The sequence below is a fragment of the Deltaproteobacteria bacterium genome (genome assembly GCA_019308925.1).
Taxonomy (GTDB): domain Bacteria; phylum Desulfobacterota; class B13-G15; order B13-G15; family RBG-16-54-18; genus JAFDHG01.
The window spans coordinates 37,433-55,573 of sequence record JAFDHG010000004.1 but is presented as its reverse complement, the minus strand read 5'-3'; the positions used below and the strand labels follow the sequence as shown (position 1 = coordinate 55,573).

The following is an 18,141-nucleotide window of genomic DNA, read 5'->3' as shown; positions in this document are numbered from 1 at the left end:
GGGGACATCCTATATTGCCTCCTGTCAAGAGAAAAGTGGGAGATAAATAAAACTCATTAATATCAACATGATAGATAACGGCATCAAATTTTTAGCGCACCTCACCTCTCAGTTCTAACAGAATCTTAAGGTTCACTTCGGCGAGTCTCTCACCCCTGATGAATCCTGCACCTCATCGTTATCAGTATCCGGCATATCCCGCAAAAGCGGGATCACCCATCATCCCTTATCCAGGTTACACGATTCAGTGAGAGGCCCAGGATTGTCCCTCCCGAGGTCCTCACCGGCCTCAACGTTGTTGCTCGGGCTCTCTCGCCGAAAGGAAAAACCCCTTATTCTTTGTTTAGATGCTCAGGATCAAACGGCTCCTTCTTTTTCATCAGTGTCCAGGCAATAACCAAGAGCTTGGCAGCTAATTTTACCCGCATCTTGGTCTTGATACCTCGCTCCCGCTCACGACCTCGCAGCTTATTGGTGTAATAGATGATAAAATCCCGATTCTTCACCGAGGCGATCAATGCCGCCTGATACAAGGCATAGCGGAGATCGGGCTTGCCCTTCTTGGAAATAACCGGCACCGCAGCATCTGAGCGCTTCCCACTGCGATCGGCACTGAGGTCGAATCCAGCCATTTTAAGAACCTGTTGAGCGCTATCAAACCGAAAGGGATTGCCCAGAGCACCTAATACCTTAGAAGAGACATCAGGACCAAAGCCAGGAATCGTGAGCAGATACGGGTATTCAGGAAACTGATAACAGATACCCTTTATTTTGTCCTCAGTGGCCCTGATGGTCTCCTGGATGTGTCGTAACCCCTCCACCATCATCTTCGCCTCAAACCCCACCACCTCGCCTCCCTCACAGCCAACTGAGGCAGCCGCACTTTCCCAAATAGCCCACAACCGCCGTCGCTGTCGTATCCCCCTGTTATAAACAGTAACAAGACGAACAAACTCATCAAACCCTAACCCAGCAATGACTGATGGATCTAAACACCACCTCACAATAGCCAAACCCTCAGATGATGAGCGACCATACCATCCATCTAACTCCGGAAAATACTGCGCCACAAGATGATTCCTGATGCGTACCCGATACCCATGCTCCTGCCTCTTCAAGCGCCTCTTTAACGATAACAAATTCCTCAAATCCCGCAACGCCATAGATGGATATTCGTAAAAGAGACACTTGCCCTGAGAGACCAAATCCGCCACATTGGCCGAATCCTTTACATCATGCTTGTCCCAGCGACCATCCAGCAACTCCCGATTACGCTTCACCGCATTGCCAGAAACTAATACCACCTGATGACCACCCTTGATGAGATGCTCCCCCAAGGGCTTATGGTAGTTGGCCGTGGGCTCTAACCCAAACACTGCCTTCCTGAGACCATGCTGTACCTTGATTGCCTCTACCTGAATAAGCACTCTCTCAAACCCCTCCCTGGTGTTCTCAAAGACCAACCGCCTCAAAAGCGTCTTTCCCGTGGCCGTGCCAAAAAAGGCATTGTGCCGCTCCTTAGCCACATCAATCCCCACAATCAGATGTTCCCTCGATCCTCGAATCTCTTTCTTTAATTGACGAAACTCCCTCAGTCTGATATAGCTTCTTCCACTCACATCTTACCAGGAGGTTTCTTTTTGGCTAGATAGTAAATAAATTTTTTCTGTGCTATTATTACTCCTATACCCCTCTAATACTCTGATATATAACGTTGGTTCTCAGACGACTTTACCAACCAATTGAGAGGAGCCACTAACAACATCCGATAAGTTGTTTTAGGACCTACGTTCCCCCCTTTTATCCCCCGGGAACAGATAGTGAAACAGTATTGGTAGCGCAAGCAGAATCGCGGCCTCCATAGTTCTAGCCACTGCCTGACGGCCTTTGGTTCCACTCATTCCCTTTTCCTCCCAAGGGTCTGGCTGCACACGACTGGCTGCTGCTTAACAATGGAGATCACCTGCCTCTATGGAGCGCAGCGAATAGCTAGTCCTAGTTCAAGGCGTTGTTAGGTGGCGCCCTCTATCGCAGAGCTCTCAACCTCGAAGAAGATGCCACGACCTACACCGCAACACGCTCCGGACTCTGCGAAGAGGGCTGTGCCGGTATGATGCTTCCTACCTTCCCGGGTGATCTCCCAACCGATGACTAGGCAACGCTCGCCGACAGATACAAACCCGGACAACGCCACTGCAAGCTCGCCAAGGAGAATTATGCTCTGCGGTGTCTTAGGAAAAGCGAAGGAACCCGGGCAATCGAGAGCCGCCCACATGAACTCAGGCAAAACCCTACCGCGGCCATCGCATAGCGACTTGTCTGGTACCCAGGGACTCGCAACGAGTTCGCGGCCTGCGATCTTTCCGGGAAAGATCCTGAGGCCGTCGCCTACACCGCGCTTCGGACCGCACACAAAACATGAGGGAAACCAGTGGGAAGTAAAGCCTCGATATTCGCGGGAGGCAGCCTCAGCTTCCGAAGGGGGAGGTGCGTCGGGAACCTCAACCTGAACGTCTGCGGGCCATCCCTCAGCGATAATTGTGCCTCCGTGTAATAGCGAGACGCCGGCTTCGGTTCGCTGGACTCGGAGCTCGATACCTAAAGGCGTAGGAACCCGGAGCCGAACTGCCGCTGGGCCATCAATGAACTTCGCAAGGCGGCCGCAAACATAACCCCCGTTTCCGGAATCCGGGGGTCCGCAAAACCGCGGGTCAATGACTATCGTGTCATATCTCATCTCAAACCCTCATAATCTCCAGCAGTTACCTAACTTGTTAATAGATAGAAACTTTTCTATATATTACCTTTAGTATGTAATATTTTCCAGTTATTTTTACATTATTATCCAAAAGACGGAAATTATCCCCTCGTTTTTTCCATTTATAGATCATCTCTCTTGATGATATGGAAAGCAAACAGGTCCTCCTGTTCAAAACAAGCTCATCTGTTCTTCGCCTTCCTCCGGCTCCTTTGCCTCCTCGGGGAAGATGTTGATCTGGCCAAAGACCCCGTCGTAGCCTGGGATGATTTGCAGTTCACCCCTTCGTACGTGCATAATCCCTTCATAGACCTTGGGAGGGGCGATCTTTTTTATCTCCTCTGAGGGCAGATCGAGGAGGATGGCGAACTCTGACCCCCCCGCCTCAACCAGTCTCATGTACTCCCTCTCCACCCCTTTGGTCCCAGTACCTGTCCCCAGGGCCTCGGCGATGATCTCATCGAGAGGGATAAGGTGGATGGCAGGGATTGCCTTTGGAGGGATAAACCCCTCCTCCCTGTCAGCCAGCTCCTCTACCCGGTGCATCACCCCTACTGTCAGCCTCTGGCCGCAGACAGGACAGGTATACTCATGCTTCTTGGTTTCCTTGGGGGAGAGGCGGACATGGCAGTTGCGGTGCCCATCGTAGTGATATTTGCCCTCTTCAGGGAAAAACTCGATGGTGAAGAGCAAACCCAGTGGGTCCTTCTCCTTGATGACCCGGGTGATCTCATGGTACTCCAGGGGGCAGACAAAGGCATTGGCCTCTCGGCCGATCTTGTTAGGGGAGTGGGCGTCGGAATTGGAGATGAGGGTGATCCCATCGAGGGCGCTCAAACGCCAGTTCATCTGGGGGTCGGAGGATAACCCGGTCTCGATGGCGTAGATGTTTTTGGTCTCCTCTTCAAAACACTCCTCCAGGGAGTCGAAACCGGATTTAGCCCCAAGGAATCCGTACCAGGGAGTCCAGGCATGGGCAGGGACCAGGAGACAATCCTCGGAGATGTTGAGGATCATATTCACTAGGTCCTTTACCGGAAAGGTAAAGATGGGGCGGCCGTCGGACCCTAACTTCCCCAATCTCGCAAGGGTGTGGTTGATCCTCTCAGCCACCTCTATGCTGGGGGCGAAGATCAGCGTATGGATTCTGCGGCCCTTACCCCCCTGGGTGAAGATGTTGCTCACCTCCGTGATCAGGATGAACTTTGTCCACTTCTCCCCCTCCTTGAGGCGATAGATCCCCTCTGCGGCTGGCTCTAGCTTGGTCTTGATCTCGGCAAAGTAGGTGGGGTGGGTAAAGTCACCTGTTGCCATTAGTTGGATCCCCTTCCACCTCCCCCACTTGGCCAGCGTCTCCAAATCCATGTTGCGGCTGGTGGCCCTGCTGTACTTGGAGTGGATATGCAGGTCAGCGATAAACCGCGTCACAGGAATACCTCCCCTGGCACCACCCCCTGGGCCTTTATGACCCGCCAGCTCCCCCTGTCCTTTTTCAGGGTAATGACGACCCGGCACGGCTGCTGTGATCCACCCACAATATATCCCGTCTTATCCCGTCCTCGGGCCGTGGCCCAAGTACGGAGGGTTGCCTTCCCCCCTCCTTTTTCTGAGATCTCCACCTCCATCCCCTCCACATGGATGGCTATATCGTCAAACTCCTCAAATACCCAGTTGAAGAGGGCCCTTACCCCGAGATAGTTGAAACCATATTCATCCCGATAGTAACGGGAGACTTGAGCCATGACCCCCTGGAGGTCCTCTTTTTCGATGGCCGCCTTCCCCTGGTAGAGGGCCTTTCTGATCCTTTCTTCGTCGGAGACCAGAATGTACTTGAAGAGAACAAAGACACAGATGGCCGCTAGGATGACTAAAAGGATGAGCCTTTTTCGCCCCCTCATCATCCCTTCTTCCCCTTCCACCATCTTTTCAGCCGTTCGCGAATCTCCTGCTCATACCCCCTTTCCGTGGGGCGGTAATATCTGCGTCCTTTCAGGGATTCTGGGAAATAGTCTTCCTCGACAAAACCTTCGGGGAAGTGGTGGGGGTAGCGATACCCCTTACCATAGCCCATCTCCTCCATCAGACGGGTAGGGGCATTACGCAGGTGCATGGGGACGGGAAGGGCCCCTGTCTTCGTTATTTCCGTGCGGACCTTTTCATAGGCAGCATAAAGGGCGTTGCTCTTGGAGGCGGTAGCCAGATAGACAGCGGCTTGAGCCAGGGCCAGCTCACCTTCTGGCTGGCCGATGAAGTGAAAGGCATGCATGGCCGCTACCGCCACTGAGAGGGCCTGTGGGTCGGCGTTACCCACGTCCTCAGAGGCAAATCTTACCAGGCGACGTGCTATGTATAGAGGATCCTCTCCCCCTTCCAACATCCTCCCCAACCAGTAAAGGGTTGCGTCGGGGTCGCTCCCCCTCATGCTTTTGTGCAGGGCGGAGATGAGGTTGTAATGTTCCTCCCCATCCTTGTCGTAGAGGATCCTCTTCTGCATCGCCTCTTGGGCCGTCTCGCGGGTGATCCTCCTGATCCCATCCTTTTCCGGGGGGGTGGTCATCACCACTAGCTCCAGACCGTTCAACGCCGCTCTGGCATCTCCGTCAGCAAGCGTGGCAAGGAGCCTCAGGACGGATGGGTCTATTTTTACCTTATATCTTCCCAGACCTCTGTCGGGATCGGAGAGGGCACGGCGCATGATCAGCATCAGTTCCTCCACACCCAGGGGCTTGAGAGTGAAGACCTGGCAGCGGGAAAGCAGTGGCGAGATCACCTCAAAGGATGGGTTTTGGGTGGTGGCGCCGATGAGGATGATGGTCCCCTTCTCCACATGGGGTAGGAAGGCATCTTGTTGGGTCTTGTTGAACCTGTGGATCTCGTCCACAAAGAGGATGGTCTTCCTCTGGTGGTACTTCTGCTGCCCCTCGGCCTCCTTGATCACTTCTCGTATTTCCTTCACTCCTGAGAGCACTGCGCTGAAGGAAACGAAATGGGCCTCTGTTCTGCGGGCGGTGATCTGGGCCAAGGTGGTCTTGCCCGAGCCAGGGGGGCCCCAGAGGATGAAGGAAAACAACTCTCCTTTCTCGATGGCCTTTCTCAAGACCCTCCCTTCTCCCAGGATGTGCTCCTGGCCCACGAACTCATCCAGCCCCCTCGACCTCATCCTATCGGCCAAGGGGGCGGTGCTGGCACCAAACTCCTTGGACGTTTCAGCGAACAGTTCCATCTCTTCCAACTTGGGGGGAGAAGAAGGCATTCAATCTCCTCATCGCCTTGAGCTTTTCGCTGCGGCCGACTTTGGCGGCCCACAGTCCCCTCTTCAAGAAATCGATGGAGCGATCGTAGGTCTCTCGGTCCACGGGATAAGGATGTCCATCCTTTCCCCCATGAGCAAAACTGAACCTGGCCGGGTCCCGGAAGCTCGGCTGTTCACCATAGATGAGTTCGGCGATAAGGCTCAGGGCCCTGATGGTCTTGGGGCCCACTCCCGGTGTCCCCAGGACCTCCTCGAAATTCTTTGTCCCCCGCTCATAGGTCTTAATGAAGACCTGATACAGCCTCTTGGCGTTCAGGTCTCCAAACTGGATGGGGTGGTGGGAAGGGAGGTCCAACCTCTCGATCCGCCTCACTTCAGCGAAGACCCTATCCGGGTCCTCCATGCTCAAGGCCGCCACCGCACCCCTGGCACCCTGGCTCTCCTGGGCCACCATGTTTAATACCGCCCCCCGGGCGTCGCAACATATGGCCTGATGGGGCTCGCAGACAAAGTTCTTCACCCCCTCCTCCAGCCAATGATATCTCCTGGCATAGCGGGTGGCGGGGTTCATTCCCTGCTGGATCACACACCACTCCCCCTGAAGGGTGAATAAGAAGGTGTGATGGTAGAGCTGATAGCCATCCTGTAGGGCACTGCTGTCCACCTTAGCCGACATCCGACTGGCGTATATGAGGCAGGAGGGCTCCAAGGAGATGCGGTCACAGTGTCTCTCTATCTCCTGAGGCGTGTCCCGCGAAGTCCTCCCTTTTCCCCCGGCCACGAAGATCTCCGTCTCCTGCTCTAGGCCCCGCAGTCCTTCCTTCAGGGCCCCGCATACCGTAGTGGTCAACCCGCTGCTGTGCCAGTCAAAGCCCAACAGACACCCGAAGGCCTGAAACCAGAAGGGGTTTGAGAGGCGACGCAGGACCTCCTCAGGGCCAAACTCGGCCACCAGCACCCGGGTGATCTCCCGGGCCAACAACGTCATCCTCTTGAACAGCCAGGGAGGAGTCTTGCCGTAGTGGAGAGGTAGATGGGCTATTCCACGGCGCATCCCTTAACCTATCACCTTGTAGACCGCATCCTTCTTCCTTGCCCTGTCCTTCACCTTGATCCCCACATCGTCGCCTACTTTCGCCTCCTGCACAGGATCGTGTTCTATCTGCATGGAGGTTACCTCCTCGGTAAGGTCCGTGGTGTGACCCATGATGTGGATGGTGTCCCCCACTTTCAGGCCATCCTCCTCCAAGTGGATGGCCACCACCCCGATCTTGGCGAAGTAATCCATTACCGTGCCGATTCTCTTCTCCTCCATCTCTTTGTCCTCCTTTTCTTCTATTGATAATATTGCGGCAAAGGTATCCCCTCTTGTCACACGATATGGTGTGACAACCCTTTCTCGGGGATAGCTCTCCCATGTTTAAACACCCCTTTGTGGGGGTCCTTCATCCTCCTGGTGAGAAATTTCACCAGGTCCTCCACCTCGATCCCCTCCAGACACCTCTGCCTCTCGCACTCCTGTTGTTGTTGCCAACTACATGGGGAACAATCGACCCCTCCCTGAATCCAAAAGGCCCTCTCGCCGCGGGGGGCCCAGACAAGGGGGTCTGTAGGGCCGAAGATGGAAACCGTAGGTACCCCTAAGGCCGCCGCCAGGTGGGAGATGCCGGAGTCGTTGCCGATAAAGAGGGAGGCATGGCTCAGCAAGGCCCCTAACTTGATCAATGGGAGGTTGCATAATACCAAATGGGGAACTCCATTCAAACCCCCAAACGTCTCTCCCACTATCTCCTCATCGGCAGGGCCCTGGACGATGAGAAGACCCCTGCCACCTTGGGCTAATATCCTGCCCAGATCGGCAAAACGATGAAGGGGCCAGACCTTCTTGCGGCTCCCTGCACCTGGGTGCATGGCTATTATCCCCCCTAGGCCCCATCTCCTTTGTCTAAAAAATTCCACTGCCCACCCCTCATCTTCCTCCCGCAGGAATATCTTTGGTGAGACAGGGGCAGAGGGAATCCCCAGGGCCATCAAGGATGAGAGGTGGTGGTCTACCAGGTGCCTCCTCTCTTTGGGGAAGGGGGGAAGGAGGAACACCCATTTTATCCCAGTCCGCCGGAGGTTCTGTGCAAAAGTAGCTCCCTTTCCGAAGACAAAGGCTGCATCGAACCTACTGAGATATCTGCACGCCCCTTTGGGCAGCTGCGCACCCTCCTGAAAAAAAGGGGCCATCTCAGCCCTGTTCACGTCGTTGATGCCATCGGCATAGTAGCGACCTTCGACCAGTTGCAGGGTCCAGGGATGTCCCATGATCTCCAGCCAAGCAGGTTGTAGAAACTCACGCAGGGTCTTTACAGCAGGCAAGGCGAGGATGAAATCGCCCAGCGCCCCTTGGTGGACGATGAGGATTCTGCCTCCGCGCAACTCCTCTAAGGACATGGAGATCCCTCTCTCAAAACACTCATGAGGGTTTACCTGCCCCTACCGCCAATGGAAATATCACGTTCCTCTTCCCAGCCTTCTATTGAGGGGTTACACCCCTCAAGCTCCCCAAAGAGGAAATTCCTTATTCGGGGTTCAGGGGACAGAACCCCCTGAAGTAACGCCGCAGATATTATCCAAGGCCAAACACCCTTGAGCATCTTATCATACCGTGATATTTTCACGGTAAAATGTCTAACTTCTTCAATAAAGTTATAAATAATCTATTGATATATGTCAATGGAACAGGTAAATCAGGTGAAAAGGTCCAATATCTCTTGGCAGACTCAGATATGCAGTTCGATGATGTCGCCGTCTTGTAAGATGTAGTCCCGCTGCACCCTCTGTCCGTCAAACTTTCCCGATCCCCAGATCCTGGCGTAGCGGAGATTGGTGATGAAATCCTTGTGTATCTCCCTGGCGAGGTTGAGGACCGTGCTCCCCTGCTTGAGGATCACCGGGGCGCTTAGATCGGGCTCGTGGCCAGGGCGCTTGGGGTAAATCCGCAGGACATCGAGGAGCGTGTATAGCTGGCCCCGCAACTGCTCCAGATTTAGTCCCTCTTTGGCGGAGATTATGGTCATGGTAACCTTCTCCCCATAGAACTCCTTTAAGATCGCAAAGTTCTCCCCTGCTCCTGCTAGGTCACCTTTATTCCCTACCACCAATGACCTCTTGGTGAAGGCACCGGGCTCGACATCCCCCTCTTCCCCGCCCATGAGGATGATCCTCTGCCCCTGCAATACCTTCAAGGTGATCTCCAGCTCCGCTAGGGGGTCTTGGATCAGGTCGAGGACCAGCAGGAGGGCGTCAGCACTGCGCATGATGTTGAAGACCCACGGCTCAGTGTGCTCCTCAATAAGGGGTGGGAGATCTACCAATTGGATCTGGACATTCTCAAAGGCCACCATCCCGGCCTGAGGCCTCTGAGTGGTGAAGGGGTAATCGGCTACCACAGGCTCAGCATTGGTGAGGGCGGCCAATAGTTGAGATTTGCCAGCATTAGGGGTGCCCACCAGGGCCACCTGTCCTGCCCCCTCCCGCTTCACGCTATAAAGGTCAGCCCTGCCCCCCCCCTTCCTCCTCTCCTGCTCATCCCTCAGCTTGGAGAGCCTCCTGCGCAAGGAGGCCCGCAGCTTGTCAGTCCCCTTGTGGTGGGGCATGATTGCAAGCATGGCCTCCAGAGCAGCTATCTTTTCTGGTTGCGTCTTTGCCTCCCGAAACCTCTTTTCGGCCTCGAAATATTGGGGCGGCAGATTAGCCGGCATATCAATCCCTCCTCTCAGATCTCCACAAAATTTGTGGAAAACCTGTGGGGAATCCCTTTCCTACCCCCTTCTGATAGGCCTTTTTACTTGGCCAACAGCACTTTGCCTAAGGTGTAGGCATGAAAAAGCCCTTTAAATTCATCAAATTATATTATTCACAAACTCCCTCTCTGAATTAGATAAAAGCCAAAATTCAGATGGAGATTTTTAGGGATATATGCCCCAGGTGTAAATACCTAACACCTTTTAAGTCTTCCAAAGGGGTCAAGATGGAGACCTCGTTGCTATCCCGATCAAACCCCTCCCATATCCCCAATCCTATGGTAAAATACTCCTCGTCATTGAGACCCAGCAACCTCCCCTTAAACCTCTCGTCTATCCCCTCCTCTGTAAGGAGGGGAAACTCTGGGTGGATGAACTCCACGGCGCCCAAGGAGATGGTCCTGCGGGCGCAGCGCTGGAAATAATCCTGAAACCTCCTCTGCCTATATGCCCGCCTGAACTCTGGAGACCTTGAGCGCACCCTTTGGCTGGGGGAAAGACGGTGGAGCTTCATCCCCTTCCTTCCCCTAAATCCCCTCAGGATGTGTTCTACCTCCCCTTCCTTCTGGATGGCGATGATGTGTCGGGGGTTCAAAAGCTCTATCTTGTAAAACTTCAGTTGAAACCCCATCTCTCCCGCTACCAGGCCTGTGGTATCTACCACTACCATCTCAGCCCCCTTCTTCTTGGCCTTCTGTGCCAATCTCTTTACCCCAGCAGCGGCGGCCAGGAGGTGACCAGCCGGAGAGGTAGCGCCTATGAAATAGAGCCAGTCCCACTCCAGTCCCTCCATATCGGCCGGCTGCTCAGAGGGAAAGGTCATCCCCAAAGTGGTGGGGGGACCTAAAATCGTTTGGCCGAGGTCTCCATCTATATAAGAGGTCTTCAAACCCTCCTGCATGGATTTATAGACTAAGAAATGGGCCAAGGTGCTCTTGCCTGTATCAGGGGCACCAAGAACGAGGACGATGCCAGGGGAGGCAGTTAGCTCTCGAAAGACCCGAAGCCAATCTTCAGGGACATGGAACTCAGAAACCCGCATTCTCCTCTCTCCCCCAAACCCTCATAAGGGTTTGCCCCTCACCCTCGCTAATGTAAAATACAGGATTCAAGGATTCGAGGAATCTAGGATTTTAACAAAGGGAAAACCACTTGAATCCTTGACCCCTAGAACCCTTTCTTTTCGGGGGGTTTCAGGGGGCAATGTCCCATGAAGTAAGGCCGAAATACCATTGAAGGCCAGAATACCCTTGAGCCTATCATTATACAGAGGAATTTTCATGGAAAATTTCCTTGAATCTGAGGCCGTCCTGGAACATGGAGGTATTGTTAAACATCACATAAGCGATCCTTTCTTTTGGCAGCCATTGTCTCAGTTGGTCTAGGTCTTCATCAGAGTGCCGATAACGGTATCCTCCTATGCCGTGTAGACGCCAATAGGTTACCTCCCCCCAAAGGGTTTTGCCCTGAAAGGGGTTGACTATGTGGAGGAGATCAAGTTTCCGACACAACTCCTCTATCTCTCCCTCCTCCCAACCTCTCGGTTCCCAACCGAGGATAAATTCGTCTCTATCTATCTTTTGGAAAAACCCCTCCATATCTGCCTTATTCTCTGCACTACAGCGAAAGCTACGGGGAGTCTGGAAGATGACGATCCGCGCCCCCAATGCCTCAGCTGCCCTGCGTGTGGTCTGCCAGGCCAAAAAGACGTCTTCCGTAGGGCGGAAATTTCCATATCGATCTGACTTGCCATCGGGTATTTCCATCCGCAACCTGCGATAGGTGGGGCTTTTGGGGGAGTGGGTGATCAACTGCCAGGCCTTGATGGTGAACTCAAACCCCTCGGGGGCTTCCTGACGCCAACGAGCAAGGGTCTCCAGGCCTGGGGGGTGGTAAAAGGTCTGTTGGACCTCCACACAGGGGAAGTGGCGATAATAGTTCTTTCTCCCTATAGGGAAGCCACAACAACCTATCTTCACCGTTGACATATCAAAAAAATAGTAGCTGAAAGTCTCTAATGGGTCAAGACTTGGTCCTGTTACTCTAAGTTGTCGGGTAGAAATTTTTAGGATAGGGGTACATAAAGGGGCATTCCCGACGATATGGCTCAGGTTGGGACCCCCCTTTCTTGACTCCCACCATAAAATTTGTTAGCCTATTTTAAGGCTTAGCAGAGGAGGAGAGTAGATGGGGGAGATAAAGGAGGCGACGAGGGAGTTAGAGGAAAAGATCAAGCTCAAGGGAAAATTGGTCTGGGACAGATATGAGGAGGACCAGATAAAGGAGGCCTTTTCTTTTGCGGAGGGGTATAGAGGGTTTCTGAACGAGGCGAAGACCGAGAGGGAGGCGGTGGAGGAGATCTTAAAGTCGGCCCAAGGGGTGGGCTTCTGCCCCGTCTCAGAGGGGGAAAGGAATAATAAGAAGATATACCGCCTAAATAAGGACAAAAGCATCGGCCTGGCTACCTTAGGGGAAAGGTCCATTGAAGAGGGGCTTAGGATCATCGTCTCCCACATCGACTCGCCCAGGCTCGACCTGAAACATAACCCCCTTTATGAAGACCTCGACATGGTCCTATTCAGAACCCACTATTATGGGGGGATAAAGAAATATCAATGGGTGGCCCATCCCCTTGCCCTGCATGGGGTCATCGTCAAGGCAAACGGGGAGAAGGTGAGGGTCAGAATAGGTGAGGAAGAGAATGAGCCGGTATTTACCATCTGTGATTTGTTGCCTCACCTGTCCAGAAAGGTCCAGGAAGAGAAGAAACTGAAGGAGGCCATCGAGGGAGAAAAGCTGACCATTTTGGCCGGCCACCTCCCTTATCCCGACCAAGAGGTCAAGGAGAGGGTGAAGCTCAGGATCCTGGAACTCCTCCACCAGCAATATGGCATCGTAGAGGAGGACTTCTTGAGCGCTGAGCTCGAGCTGATCCCTGCCAGCAGGGCGAGGGATGTCGGCTTTGACCGGGCCTTTGTGGCCTCCTATGGACAGGATGACAGGGTCTGCGCCTATGCCTCTCTCAAGGCGATGGAGGAGGTCATCTCCCCCACCTACACCACGGTGGCCCTCTTTCTGGACAAGGAGGAGATCGGAAGTGAAGGGAACACCGGCGCGAAGTCGCACTTCCTAGAACTTTTCCTGATGGACATCCTGAGAATTACCGGAAAGGACCATGGCGATGCCCTCATCAGGGAGATCCTCTTCAACTCCAAGGCCCTCTCCGCTGATGTGACAGCGGGTATGGATCCCAATTACAAAGACGTCCATGAACCCCAGAACAATGCCAAGATAGGCTATGGGGTATGTCTGAGCAAGTTTACCGGCACCGGGGGAAAATATTATTCCAGCGACGCCAGTGCCGAATATGTGAGTGAGATCAGGGAACTGTTCAACCGCAAGGGGATCACCTGGCAGATGGGTGAACTCGGCAAGGTCGATGAAGGGGGTGGAGGGACTGTGGCCAAGTACCTCGCCATATATGGCATGGACATCATCGACTGCGGCACCCCGTTGTTGGGGATGCACTCCCCCTTTGAGGTGGCCAGCAAAGGTGACATCTATGAGACCTTTCGGGCCTATCGGATCTTCCTAGAGGGAGAATAGTTGAGGTCCTTCCGAGACAAGATAAAGGAGAGGGAGGAGTTAAAGGAGATCATCAAGGGATTGAAAGAGGAGGGGAGGCGCACCGTCTTCACCAATGGTTGCTTTGATATCTTGCACCGGGGTCACGTGATCTATCTAGAAGAGGCCCGTCGGAGGGGAGATTGCTTGATTGTGGGGGTGAACTCAGACTCCTCGGTGAGACAGGTCAAGGGGGAAAAGAGGCCCATTGTTCCCCAAGAAGTGAGGATGGCGGTCCTCGCCGCCCTAGAGGTTGTTGACTACGTGGTTTCCTTCGATGAACCCGATCCCTTCGAGCTCGTCTCTTATCTGCGCCCCCATATCTTAGTCAAAGGGGGGGATTGGGACGAGCAGGAGGTGGTGGGCAGGGAATTGGTGGAACAGACCATTGTCTTGCCCTATGTAGAGGGGGCCTCGACCTCCGGGATTATTGAGACCATTATACAAAGATATTCTAAACCCTAATGAGGGTCTGCCCTCCCGCCTATAAAGGATTCGAGAGTCCACATCATAGGGTTCCAGGGTCCTAGTGAAAGACAAACCCCTCGACCCCTTGAATCCTTGAACCCCGATTTTGATATTCTTGCTGGAGGATAGAGATGCTGACCTGTAAGGTGGTAGAAACGAGCATCGTGACCGATGATGTCTTGGAGAAGATCCTCAACGAGTGGGTGGGAAAGGGGTGGAACTTCGACGGGATCCACTTTGTGGTTAAAGAATCCTCTAAGAGGCCATCGATGGCCTTTCTCTTTTTTGTCCGGGAGCAGGACCATCCCCTCCCCGGGGATCAAGAGGGAGTTTAGAGATTTATCCTTCGGCGGTCCGCATCCCCCTCATCTTCTCTCGGGCTTCCTTATACCAGGCCATCAAGTGATATCTTTCCAAGAGGTGATACAAAGAGGAATCCTTTCTTACTATCTCGTAGACCGCAGTTGCCTTATGGGTTTCAAACCCCTTAAATACCAACTCCCCCACATATCTAAAGAGGTCAAATCTTAATCTATCACCGTTCCTCTCCACGCTGATAAGGAGTTTCAGCTCCGCAGAGGGGAAGAAGCAGCGTTTCTGAATCTCTGGATGGATCTCGCTGGTATTCACCTCTTTTTCAAAATGGTATCTATACGGGCTTGTCTCCCTAAGATAGGCTTGAAGGGCCTCCTCGCTCATTGCCTCCCCTAGGTTATATATATCGTTGAGAGGGGTTAGGACCTCCCAGTCATCCTCACCATATCCCCTCATCCCCCTCTCAATATCGTGCATTAATGAGGAAGAGGTGGCCTCCACCACCTCCCTCGCCGTCTCCACATCCTCACCCCGCAGGGCTATTTCCACTTTAGTGGATAAGTCCGATCGGAGGGACAACCCATAACTTTTGTCAATGAATACATAGAAGGGATATTCCAGGGAGGGGTTTCCCCTGGCCCAACGGGCATTTCTGAGGAGCAAATCCAGTTTCCTCCTGGTGGCGGGGTTTCTCTCCGCCCCCCTGGCCGCTTCGTTGAGCTTATCGGCGATGGCCACGTTCACCTTCCCCCAAAACTCATCTTCGAAGGCGATGGTCTCAGCGGCATTACCATAGGATATAAAGAGGCCGTATTCTACCTCCTCGTCCTTCAAAGAGGCGATCTCCTTTTCATAGGCCCTAATCAACTTCAGTTCTTTGTCGTAAGATTCCTTGAGCAGTTTCCTTAACCTTTCCAACTCTTCCCTCTCCTCAGAGCAGACCAAACGGAATACCTCCTTTAGCTCCCCCCCCCCGATCAAGCTGATGTTTTCTGTCAACTCCTTTTTATGCTCGCTTATCCCCTCCCTAAGGGCCAACAAGCCCTTTTTTAGGTCCATGAGTATCCTCCTTCGGTGAGGATCCTCCTCTATCTCCATCTTTTTCGTTAAGCTGATGATCTCCCGCTGATAGTGGAAGAGCTTGGAATCAAATTCTTCCTCCTGGACCTTGAGGAGGTAAACAGGGTTGAGGAATTCTTTTACCTTCAGTTCCCTCTCGATCCCACGGATGCTCTCCTCGATGGCCTTTCTTTCTTGGATGATGGCCATCTTCTCCCTCCGATACCTCTCTTCAATGGCCCTGACCTCATCTTCTTCGCCGAGTAACCCCCCTCTTTCCTTCATCTTTTTGGTATATTTGTCGAATATCTCCCTTAAGTTCTGGGCGAGGGAGACGAGGGATTCTATCTTTCCGGAGAAGGACAAGGCGTCTCCTAAGAGGTTGTTCAATCTCACCCCCTCGTTGGTATAATATTTCTTGGCAACCAGCAGAACAGGGAGGAAGAACCCCTTCAACATAAAATCGGCCATGGTGATCTCTTTAGACCTGGACATCCTTTGTGTGAAGCCACGCAGGTCCATAAAGAGGTGACCTTCTTTCCTTACCGTTAGATCCTGTAGGATGGGACGTGCATCTACGGCGAAGCGGTAGATGCGCCCCCTCTCATACTCCTCCTCTAGCTCATCCCTGCGCTTCAGGCCTTCGCGGTCCTCCAGGCGCTGAAGGGACTCTTCAATCCATCTGGTCCACCTATCATCGAGTTGATAGAGGAGGAAGCCCTCGATTACTTCTTTTAGCTGCTCTTCCTCCCTCGAGCCGAAGAAGAGCTTCTTTAATATCCTCCCCTTCTTGTGGGATTTAAAGGAGTTCTCGATGGCCATAACCCTTTGTATCCTCTCTTTATCCAAGGAGCTAGTATCCTCAGATATGAGCTTGGCCAGATCTTCTTCTAACCTCTTTCCAGCTTCCTCCTCGGTGAGGGTGCTTTTGATCAATTTGTTGCTCTGAAACAAGTGAAAGAGCTGGAGGTCCGTATCCCTACTGTATTCTTCATAATCCTTAAGGTAGTGGAAAACCGCCTCACGGAATCTATTTATCGACCAAAGTTCGATGAGTTTCTCCCTCACCCTCTTGTCCTTCTTGGCGCCCTCTACCAGATTTCGGAGACTTCCCTCTATATCCTGGAGGTCCATATCCACCTTTTGGAAAAGGGTCTGGAGAAATTCAAACCCCTCCTGGTCGAGGTGGTAAGGGTTGAGGTCATTTTTGAATAGGGTAGGTCTTATGGCGACAAATATGAGGGGGTTGGTGCTCCCTTTGATGAGGTATTCCAGCCTCGTGACATCGAAGCTGAGATCCTTGTAGCGAATCTCGTCGAAGACCTTGGCTTGGATCTGCTTTATTGTGGAGTAGAGGATCTGCGAGACAGTCTGTTCCAACTTTTCATAGGAGAATCCCTTGATGTTCACCTTCTTAAGCGTTTCTTTGGCCTTTTTTAGGTAGGCCACCAGGCAAAGGTGAGTGAGGTAAGTGATATCTGTCCCTCCCCCCCTTTTTATCTCTTCTGCTATCGCCTTCAGATATAGGTTTTTTACGGTTCCGATGAACCTTCCCACCTCCTTGGGTTGCAAAAACCACCCCCCTACTATCCCGGCGTCGAGGTAGGGATTGTGGTAGATCACATCTTCTGCGATCCGTTTCTCCAAGGGTCTTGCGTCCAGATCTCGTATGCACACGTGTCTTTCCAGGACATCCTTCTCTGTCTTAGGGGTGGATAAGGATAGATAGGTGTGAAAGGGCGACCTTGACTCCCTTTCGTGTCTCTTCTTGATCAAACCCACCAATTTCTGCAAAGAGGAGGAGATGGTTTCTGCTACCTCTCCATCAAAGAGATAGGGGACTTTCCTCTTTCCCTCCCCGATGTTAAAAGGTAATCTCTCTATCTTTAAACGCAGGTATTTTGGGGGATCAATCCTCTTTTGTTGGCAGTAATGCGAGATCCCGGCGAGAAGTTCTAACCTAGAGGTTATGGACTTCGATTCTCTTTCCTGCAAGCCCTCATTCCCTCCTAGGTTTTTCCACGCCTTTATAGCATTTTATCGTACGTAATGCAATCAATTTATTCCTTCTTCCTTGACTTCCCCAAGAGAAGGTGCATAGAATGTGATTGCCAAGGGGGAGATATGGATCTGAGGAAGCTGGAAGAGCTGTTGCGTTCTATTCAGAGGGGGAAAGTCTCTGTACCGGAAGGGATAAGGATATTAAAAGACCTTCCCTTCGAAGATATAGGGGAGGCCATGATAGACCATCATCGTACCCTGCGAAAGGGCTTTCCTGAGGTGATCTTCGGTGAAGGAAAGGACCCGGAACAGGTGGTCAAGATCATGGAGGGGATGGTGGAGGCGGAGGAGAACATCTTGGTGACGAGGATAGAGGAGGCGAAGGCGAGGACTGTTTTACAAAGGTTCCCCAAAGCCAGTTATCACCCCCGGGTGCGGGCCATCACTTTGCAGGTCAGCGAGGCAGAGGAGGTGGGCAGGGGGACTATCCTGGTGATCTCAGCGGGGACCTCGGACATCCCGGTAGCCGAGGAGGCGGTGGTGACCGCCAACATGATGGGCAATAGGGTGGAGACCCTTTATGATGTAGGGGTGTCAGGGGTGCACAGGCTCCTCAACTATAGGGAGAAGTTGATGGAGGCCAATGTCTTGATCGTGGTGGCCGGGATGGAAGGGGCCTTGCCCAGCGTAGTGGGGGGGTTGGTGGCCAGGCCTGTTATCGCCGTCCCCACCAGTGTGGGTTACGGAACCTCATTTGCCGGCTTGGCTCCCCTTCTGGCCATGCTCAACTCCTGTGCCTCCAATGTGGCCGTGGTGAACATAGATAATGGGTTTGGGGCGGGATATATCGCCAGTTTGATAAACCGGTAGAT

At 52.9% G+C, this 18,141-nt stretch carries 15 protein-coding genes; 4 read left to right on the top strand and 11 right to left on the bottom strand.

Going from position 1 to position 18,141, the window contains the following annotated elements; translation table 11 throughout:
• Positions 1-332: 332 nt before the first annotated feature.
• The 10 genes from JRI46_01245 to JRI46_01200 all read right to left on the bottom strand — a co-directional run bounded on the left by JRI46_01245 (position 333) and on the right by JRI46_01200 (position 11,790).
• Entirely contained in the window at positions 333-1,619 is a 1,287-nt protein-coding gene (locus JRI46_01245) for an IS110 family transposase (GenBank protein ID MBW2038216.1), read from the bottom strand.
• Between the two features lie 1,310 nt (positions 1,620-2,929).
• Complete coding sequence (locus tag JRI46_01240; GenBank protein MBW2038215.1) at positions 2,930-4,123, bottom strand: DNA helicase UvrD; 1,194 nt, start codon at positions 4,121-4,123, stop codon at positions 2,930-2,932.
• Between the two features lie 59 nt (positions 4,124-4,182).
• Entirely contained in the window at positions 4,183-4,659 is a 477-nt protein-coding gene (locus JRI46_01235; GenBank protein ID MBW2038214.1) for a hypothetical protein, read from the bottom strand.
• Positions 4,656-5,981 carry a replication-associated recombination protein A gene (locus JRI46_01230; protein MBW2038213.1) on the bottom strand — a complete coding sequence of 442 codons (1,326 nt, stop codon included), beginning with the start codon at positions 5,979-5,981 and terminating at the stop codon, positions 4,656-4,658. The genes JRI46_01235 and JRI46_01230 overlap by 4 nt, the downstream gene beginning before the upstream one ends.
• On the bottom strand, positions 5,965-7,065 hold the full coding sequence (locus tag JRI46_01225; GenBank protein MBW2038212.1) for a DUF763 domain-containing protein: 1,101 nt from the start codon (positions 7,063-7,065) through the stop codon (positions 5,965-5,967). The genes JRI46_01230 and JRI46_01225 overlap by 17 nt, the downstream gene beginning before the upstream one ends.
• A 3-nt stretch (positions 7,066-7,068) precedes the next feature.
• Entirely contained in the window at positions 7,069-7,326 is a 258-nt protein-coding gene (locus JRI46_01220) for a translation elongation factor-like protein (protein MBW2038211.1), read from the bottom strand.
• A gap of 56 nt (positions 7,327-7,382) precedes the next feature.
• Positions 7,383-8,450, bottom strand: a complete 1,068-nt coding sequence (locus JRI46_01215; GenBank protein ID MBW2038210.1) for a glycosyltransferase family 9 protein — start codon at positions 8,448-8,450, stop codon at positions 7,383-7,385.
• Positions 8,451-8,779: 329 nt separating this feature from the next.
• Positions 8,780-9,760 (bottom strand): 50S ribosome-binding GTPase, encoded by a 981-nt coding sequence (locus JRI46_01210; GenBank protein MBW2038209.1) that lies wholly within the window; start codon positions 9,758-9,760, stop codon positions 8,780-8,782.
• Positions 9,761-9,953: 193 nt separating this feature from the next.
• Positions 9,954-10,844, bottom strand: coding sequence for a hypothetical protein (locus JRI46_01205; protein MBW2038208.1), 891 nt, complete (start codon positions 10,842-10,844; stop codon positions 9,954-9,956).
• 220 nt (positions 10,845-11,064) lie between these two features.
• Entirely contained in the window at positions 11,065-11,790 is a 726-nt protein-coding gene (locus JRI46_01200) for a DUF72 domain-containing protein (protein ID MBW2038207.1), read from the bottom strand.
• Between the two features lie 199 nt (positions 11,791-11,989).
• Here JRI46_01200 and JRI46_01195 point away from each other — a divergent pair, with 199 nt between their 5' ends.
• The 3 genes from JRI46_01195 (at position 11,990) to JRI46_01185 (ending at position 14,229) form a co-directional block, all read left to right on the top strand.
• A complete protein-coding gene (locus JRI46_01195; protein MBW2038206.1) occupies positions 11,990-13,408 on the top strand; it encodes an aminopeptidase in 1,419 nt (472 codons plus the stop codon).
• A 21-nt stretch (positions 13,409-13,429) separates the two neighbouring features.
• Positions 13,430-13,891, top strand: a complete 462-nt coding sequence (gene rfaE2, locus JRI46_01190; protein MBW2038205.1) for a D-glycero-beta-D-manno-heptose 1-phosphate adenylyltransferase — start codon at positions 13,430-13,432, stop codon at positions 13,889-13,891.
• 134 nt (positions 13,892-14,025) lie between these two features.
• The gene (locus JRI46_01185; protein MBW2038204.1) at positions 14,026-14,229 is read left to right on the top strand and encodes a DUF4177 domain-containing protein; all 204 of its coding nucleotides are present in this window, start codon (positions 14,026-14,028) and stop codon (positions 14,227-14,229) included.
• A 4-nt stretch (positions 14,230-14,233) separates the two neighbouring features.
• Here the strand turns inward: JRI46_01185 and JRI46_01180 are convergent, their stop codons facing one another.
• Positions 14,234-17,263, bottom strand: a complete 3,030-nt coding sequence (locus JRI46_01180) for a hypothetical protein (GenBank protein ID MBW2038203.1) — start codon at positions 17,261-17,263, stop codon at positions 14,234-14,236.
• A gap of 129 nt (positions 17,264-17,392) precedes the next feature.
• Here JRI46_01180 and larB point away from each other — a divergent pair, with 129 nt between their 5' ends.
• Positions 17,393-18,139 (top strand): nickel pincer cofactor biosynthesis protein LarB, encoded by a 747-nt coding sequence (gene larB, locus JRI46_01175; GenBank protein ID MBW2038202.1) that lies wholly within the window; start codon positions 17,393-17,395, stop codon positions 18,137-18,139.
• Positions 18,140-18,141: the final 2 nt, after the last annotated feature.

Excerpts from the sequence above, each read along its gene's own strand:
- JRI46_01200 (MBW2038207.1), bottom strand. The coding sequence starts at position 11,790 with ATGTCAACGGTGAAGATAGGTTGTTGTGGCTTCCCTATAGGGAGAAAG.
- JRI46_01240 (MBW2038215.1), bottom strand. The coding sequence starts at position 4,123 with ATGGATTTGGAGACGCTGGCCAAGTGGGGGAGGTGGAAGGGGATCCAA.
- JRI46_01185 (MBW2038204.1), top strand. The coding sequence starts at position 14,026 with ATGCTGACCTGTAAGGTGGTAGAAACGAGCATCGTGACCGATGATGTC.
- JRI46_01235 (MBW2038214.1), bottom strand. The coding sequence starts at position 4,659 with ATGATGAGGGGGCGAAAAAGGCTCATCCTTTTAGTCATCCTAGCGGCC.
- JRI46_01230 (MBW2038213.1), bottom strand. The coding sequence starts at position 5,981 with ATGGAACTGTTCGCTGAAACGTCCAAGGAGTTTGGTGCCAGCACCGCC.
- JRI46_01210 (MBW2038209.1), bottom strand. The coding sequence starts at position 9,760 with ATGCCGGCTAATCTGCCGCCCCAATATTTCGAGGCCGAAAAGAGGTTT.
- JRI46_01215 (MBW2038210.1), bottom strand. The coding sequence starts at position 8,450 with ATGTCCTTAGAGGAGTTGCGCGGAGGCAGAATCCTCATCGTCCACCAA.
- JRI46_01225 (MBW2038212.1), bottom strand. The coding sequence starts at position 7,065 with ATGCGCCGTGGAATAGCCCATCTACCTCTCCACTACGGCAAGACTCCT.
- larB (MBW2038202.1), top strand. The coding sequence starts at position 17,393 with ATGGATCTGAGGAAGCTGGAAGAGCTGTTGCGTTCTATTCAGAGGGGG.
- JRI46_01195 (MBW2038206.1), top strand. The coding sequence starts at position 11,990 with ATGGGGGAGATAAAGGAGGCGACGAGGGAGTTAGAGGAAAAGATCAAG.
- JRI46_01220 (MBW2038211.1), bottom strand. The coding sequence starts at position 7,326 with ATGGAGGAGAAGAGAATCGGCACGGTAATGGATTACTTCGCCAAGATC.
- JRI46_01205 (MBW2038208.1), bottom strand. The coding sequence starts at position 10,844 with ATGCGGGTTTCTGAGTTCCATGTCCCTGAAGATTGGCTTCGGGTCTTT.